Origin of the sequence: Candidatus Frankia alpina (assembly GCF_902806485.1) — a bacterium.
Lineage (GTDB): Bacteria > Actinomycetota > Actinomycetes > Frankiales > Frankiaceae > Frankia > Frankia alpina.
The window spans coordinates 1-6,352 of sequence record NZ_CADCWT010000249.1 but is presented as its reverse complement, the minus strand read 5'-3'; the positions used below and the strand labels follow the sequence as shown (position 1 = coordinate 6,352).

General features: G+C 72.0%; 5 protein-coding genes and 1 pseudogene. 2 read left to right on the top strand and 4 right to left on the bottom strand.

From position 1 onward, the window contains the following. Positions 1-224 precede the first annotated feature (224 nt). The gene (locus G6R25_RS27980; protein ID WP_336502169.1) at positions 225-1,262 is read left to right on the top strand and encodes a BTAD domain-containing putative transcriptional regulator; all 1,038 of its coding nucleotides are present in this window, start codon (positions 225-227) and stop codon (positions 1,260-1,262) included. Next, the gene (locus G6R25_RS27975; RefSeq protein WP_235949191.1) at positions 1,259-1,549 is read left to right on the top strand and encodes a hypothetical protein; all 291 of its coding nucleotides are present in this window, start codon (positions 1,259-1,261) and stop codon (positions 1,547-1,549) included. Before G6R25_RS27980 ends, G6R25_RS27975 begins: the two co-directional genes overlap by 4 nt. A gap of 81 nt (positions 1,550-1,630) precedes the next feature. Here the strand turns inward: G6R25_RS27975 and G6R25_RS27970 are convergent, their stop codons facing one another. The 4 genes and pseudogenes from G6R25_RS27970 to G6R25_RS19895 all read right to left on the bottom strand — a co-directional run. Next, the gene (locus tag G6R25_RS27970; RefSeq protein ID WP_235949187.1) at positions 1,631-2,038 is read right to left on the bottom strand and encodes a hypothetical protein; all 408 of its coding nucleotides are present in this window, start codon (positions 2,036-2,038) and stop codon (positions 1,631-1,633) included. Positions 2,039-3,174: 1,136 nt separating this feature from the next. After that, positions 3,175-4,032, bottom strand: a pseudogene (locus G6R25_RS19905) (ABC transporter permease). Beyond that, on the bottom strand, positions 4,029-5,027 hold the full coding sequence (locus tag G6R25_RS19900) for an ATP-binding cassette domain-containing protein (protein WP_163554162.1): 999 nt from the start codon (positions 5,025-5,027) through the stop codon (positions 4,029-4,031). The pseudogene G6R25_RS19905 and the gene G6R25_RS19900 overlap by 4 nt, the downstream one beginning before the upstream one ends. A gap of 777 nt (positions 5,028-5,804) precedes the next feature. Then, positions 5,805-6,352: transposase (locus tag G6R25_RS19895; RefSeq protein WP_205447272.1), on the bottom strand; the 548-nt coding region annotated here is incomplete at its 5' end.

Here is a 6,352-nt window from a genome sequence, read left to right as displayed (position 1 = left end):
ACTGATCAGCGTGGTCGTGAGTCTTACCCTCCTGGACGGGGTGCGCTGGGAGGGCGCCCCGGTGGCGGGCGACCGGCCTCAGGCGCTGCTGGCGGCGCTGGCGTCCGAGCACGGGCGGCCGGTGCGGTCCCGGCGGCTGGTCGAGCTGATCTGGCTCGGGGAGCCGTTGGCCAACCCGACCAAGGGGCTGCAGGTGGTCGTCTCCCGGACCAGGGCGACTTGCGGTGCCGGCGCGGTGGTGCGCGACGGCGACGGCTACCGGCTCGGCCTCCCGCCGGTGCAGGTCGACAGCTGCCTGCTCGGCCGGCTGGTGGCCGAGGCCGCCAAACTCATCGCGGCTGATCCTCAAGCCGCCGCCGAGCGGGCCCGTGAGGCGCTCGAGCTCGGCGCGTCGCTGCCGCCGGTGCCGGCGGACGATCGGGGGACGCTCGCCGACGTCCGCCGGGCGGCCAGCCGCGAGCCGGACGGGCCGGCATCCCGAGGCGCTCCCGATCCTGGAGACAGCCCACGCGCAGCGGCCCGACGACGAGGGCCTGCTGGCCGACCTGCTGCGCAGCGAGGCCGCGGTGCGCGGGCCCGGAGCGGCCCTGCACCGCTTCGAGGGCTACCGCCGGGACCTGCGGGAGCGGCTGGGCATCAGCCCCGGGGAGACGCTCGCCCGGATCCAACGTGAGCTGCTCGTCCTCGACCAGCGGCCCATCCGTGACGGGATCCGGTACGACGCCAACGCCCTGCTGGGCCGCCAGCACGACGTCGACGAGCTGCGGGCGTTGCTGGACCGGTCCCGGGTGGTGTCGATCGTCGGGCCGGGTGGTCTCGGCAAGACCCGCCTGGCGTACCTGCTCGCCCGGGACAGCACGCTGCCGGTGGTGCATGTCGTGCAGCTCGTCGGGGTGACGGCACCCGAGGACCTGCTCGGCGAGATCGGTGCCGCGCTCGGCGTCCACGACTCGATCGGCGAGCCCCGGGCGCTGACCCCCGCGCAGCGCGCCGACCTGCGCGCCCGCATCGCCGCGCGGCTCGCCCGGGGGCCGGGCCTGTTGCTGCTGGACAACTGCGAGCACCTCGTCGCCAACGTCGCCAAGCTGGTCGCCTTCCTCGTCGCGACCACCGCCGACCTGCGGGTGCTCACGACGAGCCGGGCCCCGCTGGCGATCGGCGCCGAGCGGGTCTACCAGCTCGGGGAACTGGCCCGCGCCGACGCGATCGAGCTGTTCTGCCAGCGCGCCGCCGCCCCACCGTCCGGCTCGACCGTGAGGTGATCGGCAAGATCGTCGACCGGCTCGACGGGCTTCCGCTGGCGATCGAGCTGGCGGCGGCGCGGGTCCGGGCGATGTCGGTGGAGGACGTCGACCGGCGGCTGGCGGACCGGTTCACCCTGCTGCGCGGCGGGGACCGGGCCGCCCCGGACCGCCACCGCACGCTGCTCGCGGTGATCGACTGGTCGTGGAACCTGCTGGCAGAGCCGGAGCGGCGGTCGCTGCGCCGGCTGGCGCTCTTCCCGGACGGTTTCACCCTCGAGGCGGCGGACCGTCCCCGGTCCCGCTGACGGCTCAGATCCCGTCGACACGGTGCAGAACCTCGTCGACCAGTCGTTGCTGAGCGTGCGCGAGTCGGCCGTCGGGGTGCGCTACCGGATGCTGGAGACGGTCCGCGAGTTCGGTCGGCTACGGCTGGCCGAGGCCGGCGAGCAGGCATCGGCGCGCCGCGCCCAGCGGGACTGGGCGGTCGGCCACGCGACCCGACACGGCGCAGGTCTGTCCACCGAGCGGCAGTTCGCGGCGATCGACGCGATCGCGGCCGAGGAGACGAACCTCGCCGACGAGCTGCGGACCACGCTGGCCGGCGACGACGCCGAGACGCTCGCGCGGCTGGTGACGGTGCTCGAACAGTTCTGGACGATCCGCGGCGAGCACGTCCGGATGATGACGCTGAACGACGCGGTCACCGCGGTGCTGGCCGGCTGGACACCGCCGCCCAGGTTGGTCCCGGCGGCGCTGGCCGCCGGGACCGCCGTGGCGAGAACTGCGATCTTCATGGGTGACGGGGTTCTCCCGTCGCAGGTCCGCGACCTGTTGGCACGGCTGGCCCCCGAGACGGCGGACGATCCGTCGCTGGTCGGTACGACACGGGTACTGCTCGCCCTCGCCCCGGCGGCGCCGATCGCGGAGGCCGAGACGCGGCTCGCGCGGCTGGCGGACGATCCCGACCGGCACACCCGCCCGCCTGCACGCTCTGGCGTGGCTGACCCATCAGCGGGAGAACGCCGGCGACGCGCAGGCCGCAGCCACGGCCGCACGCCGGGCGCTGGCACTGGCCGCACCGAGGGACGGGCCGTGGCTGACGGCCTTGATGCACACGCGTCTCACCGAACTGACGATGCAGCTTGGGGATCTGCCGGCCGCCCGTTCCCACGCCCAGGCGGCCCTGCCGGTCCTGGAGCGGCTCGGTGCCCACGACGATGTCGCGCAGCTGCGGGTGCTGCTGGCGCTCGACGCCATCAACGACGGCCGGCTCGACGCGGCCGAGCAGTACCTCGCCCGGATCGGCCCGCCCAGCGACACGCTACACAGCGGTCCGATGATGGCGGCGATTGGCCGGGCGGAGCTCGAGCTCGCCCGCGGCGACGCGGCCGGCGGCCTGCGCCGCTACCTGGAGGCGGCGCAGGGGCTGCGGGCGATGCGGTGGCCCGGCGTCGAACCGACCGGCGTCGAGCCCGGGGCGCTCGTCGGTGACGCGGTGGCGCTGGCCGCGTTCACCTGGCACGCCACCACCACCGACGATCTCGCCACCGGCCACGACCTGTTCCGCGCCGCTCTGCGCCGGTGCGTCGACGTCATGCGGCGCGGCGGCGCCGCGTTGGACTACCCGGCGTGTGGAACGGTGCTGTTCGCGCTCGGTGCCTGGGGCCTTCGCGACGGCCGGCAGGCAGGGCCGACGGTGCGGGAGGCGGTGGAGCTGCTCGCGCTGGCGCAACGCTTCTCCTACGTCGCGACGATCCCTTCGCTGCGGTGGGCGCGGGTCGAGGCGCTCACCGAACGCCGGGCGCCCGGGGCACTCCCGGCGGCCCGGGCGGACGACGACGGTCGGCGCCCGGCGCAGCTACTCGACGAGGCGCGCGTCCTCGTCGAGCGGCTGGCCGGACGGCGCGACGACGTACCGCCGGGCCACGGATCACAGGTTCCGCTTGTAGCTGAGGACCGACAACGGCATGAAGATCACGACCACGACGAGCCCGGTGAGCAGCGTCCAGCCCACCTGCCCGGTGACCACGCCGTTGTTGGCCAGGTCCCGGGTGGCGGAGACGAGATGTGACACCGGGTTGACCTTGGTAAAGGACTCCAGCCAGCCCGGCATCGTCTTCGACGGCACGAACGCGTTGGACAGGAACGTCAGCGGGAAGAGGATCATCATCGAGATCCCCTGCACGCCGCGGGCGCTGCGGGCGACCGTGCCGATCCAGGTGAACGCCCACGCGATCGCCCAGCCGGTGAGGACCGCCAGCAGGATCGCACCGAGCACGCCGAGCACCCCGCCGCCGGGCCGGTAGCCGAGGATCAGGCCCATCAGGTAGGTCAGGCTCGCCGCGATCAGGTACCGGAGCAGGTCGGCGATCATCGGGCCGGCCAGCGGTGCGATCCGGGACATCGGCAGCGACCGGAACCGGTCGAAGACCCCCTTGTCCATGTCCTCCCGCAGTTGCGTCCCGGTGGCCATGCAGGTGGTGAGCACCGTCTGGGCGACGATGCCGGGGATCAGCAGCGGCAGGTAGCTGTGGACGTCACCGGAGATCGCGCCGCCGAACACCTAGGCGAACATCGCGGTGAACAGCAGCGGCTGCAACGCGACGTCGAAGAACTGTTCCGGGTTGCGGCGCATCTTCTTCAACGACCGCCACGCCATCGCGAGGGTCTGGGTGAAGGTGCCCCCCACGCCAGGGCGGGCCCGCGTGCGGGCGACGGCGGCGGCCGGGTCGGTGACCGGGGCCGGCCGCCGACCCGCAACGGCCGGCTCGGCGAGAACGGTGTTCATCGGGCCATCTCCGTGGTGATGTCGGTGGACGTGTCCTGACCGGTGACGGCCCCGGTCGGGCCGTGGCCGGTGAGGGCGAAGAAGACCTCGTCGAGGGTCGGCTTGGCGACGTTGACCGAGGCGATCGCGACGGCGGCCTCGCGCAGGGCGATCAGCACGTCGGCGGCCCGGTCGGCGACGTCGAGCGGAACGTTCAGCCGGCCGGACTCGGGGGTGGTGACCGGCTCCTCGCCGAGCACGCGGCGCACCACCGCGCGGGCGAGCTCCTGATCGGCGCCGGGGGCGAGCTGCAGTTGCAGGGTCGAGTCGCCGACCTGGTTCTTGAGCTCGTCCGGCGTGCCCTCGGCGACCTTGCGGCCGTGGTCGATCACGCAGACCCGGTCGGCGAGCTGGTCGGCCTCGTCCAGGTACTGCGTGGTGAGCAGGACGGTGCAGCCGTCGTCGACGAGCTCGCGGATGGTGTCCCACATCTGGCCGCGGGTGCGCGGGTCGAGACCGGTCGTCGGCTCGTCCAGAAAGATCAGCGGCGGCCGGGTGATGAGGGAAGCGGCGAGGTCGAGCCGGCGGCGCATCCCGCCGGAGAACGTCGAGATCCTCCGCTCGGCGGCCTCCCCCAGACCGAACTGCTCCAGCAGCCGGCGCACGGTGGCACGCGCGTCCGCCGAGCGCAGGCCCTGGAGCCGGCCGAACAGCCACAGGTTCTCAGCGGCGGTGAGATCCTCATCCACGGAGGCGTACTGGCCGGTCACTCCGATGAGCTGACGGACCCGGTGGGGCTCGGCGGCGACGTCGACGCCGAAGATCTCGGCCCGGCCGCCGTCGATCGGCAGCAGTGTGGCCAGCATCTTCAGCATCGTCGTCTTGCCGGCGCCGTTGGGCCCGAGCACCCCGAAGATCTCGCCGTGGCGCACCTCGAGATCGATCTGATCGACAGCGCGAACGTCACCGAATCTCTTGACCAGGCCGCCGGCCTGGACTGCGGGCAAAACTGTCACACGTCTTCCTTCCACGGGATGCGGGCAGGCAGGGATGCGGGTGAGGCGTTACGAACGAAGCGGTGCGGATGAAGCGGTGGCGGCGCCCGGAGGGGGCCGCGCGCTCTGAACAGGAGGCTAGACAACGGCGGTATCACCACCCCTACACACCGGTTTCACCCGCCTTCGGCCGGCGGCAGGGGTCGATGCCCCAGACAGACGTCAGGGCAGGAGGCCGAACATCTGGTCTTCCTTGACGGTGGTGACGTCGCGCCTGCCAACGGTAGCTGGAGTTTCCGCCGGCGACGTTGTCTGATTAGATAATCAGAGAGGCCGACCGCTGCGTTCTGTGTCCGCGCACAGCGCATAGCCGAGGGCCTTGCCGCCGCGCGTCGTGCGCGGGTCATGTCCGCCCCGGCGACCGCTAAGATCATCCGCGAGAGCGAGGACGGCGATGACGCCGTCTGTGCCTGGGAGGCAGCCCCGCCATCGACCGGGAGCGCCGGCGCCTGCCGGAGCCATAGATTCCCGACCATCCATTTCTCACCCGCGATCAAGTCATTGCCCGAACACCGGAGTTCCTGAGCGAACTCAACATCTTCTTCCCCGCCCGCGAGCTGGTCACCGCGTGACCGAGAGCTACGAGTTCACCGCAGGCGAGATAGTTGCCCTGCTTGCCAGACTTGACGACCGCCTCCGCGCCCGAGGTACGAATACCGGCTCTTCGCATTTACTGATCTTTAATGTGTGATTTCGTTGGATCATGATGTTGCTGGATCATGCTGGTTCTGGTCGGGATCATGACGTACCCCAGGTCAGGCCGGTGCCGGCGAGGCAGCCCTCGAGGAGATCGGGGCGGTGTGGGAACCCGGCCATGTCACGCCCGATCAGTGCGGCGAGCTCGTCGATACTGCCGAAGGCACGGTTGGCGATCTGTCCGCGTCTGAGGACCGACCACACCCCTTTCGCCGGGTTCAGCTCGGGAGCATAGGACGGTAACGCGACCACGGTCAGCCACAGCGCGTTCGCCGCGACGAACGCGGCCATCTCCGCGCACCGGTGCCGGTTGAGGTTGTCCCAGACCAGCACCACCGGCCGCCCCAACCGCCTGCGCACCTCCACGATCAGGTCCCGGTACTCCCACCAGGCACACGACTTCGGCTCGTTTTTACGGCCATGGTGCTTCAGCCTCCGGTAGAACAACCGCGGCGCCTGACCGGCCCGGTAGCAGACCATCCCCGCCACCGACACCCGCCCCGACCGGGCCCCCGGACCCGGATCAGCGCAGTCTGCCCACACCGACCCCAGCTCGTCACCCGCGGCGGTCGCAAGGTCAACCCGGCCTC

Coding starts and splice junctions, on each gene's coding strand:
- G6R25_RS27970 (WP_235949187.1), bottom strand. CDS start 2,038: ATGAAGATCGCAGTTCTCGCCACGGCGGTCCCGGCGGCCAGCGCCGCC.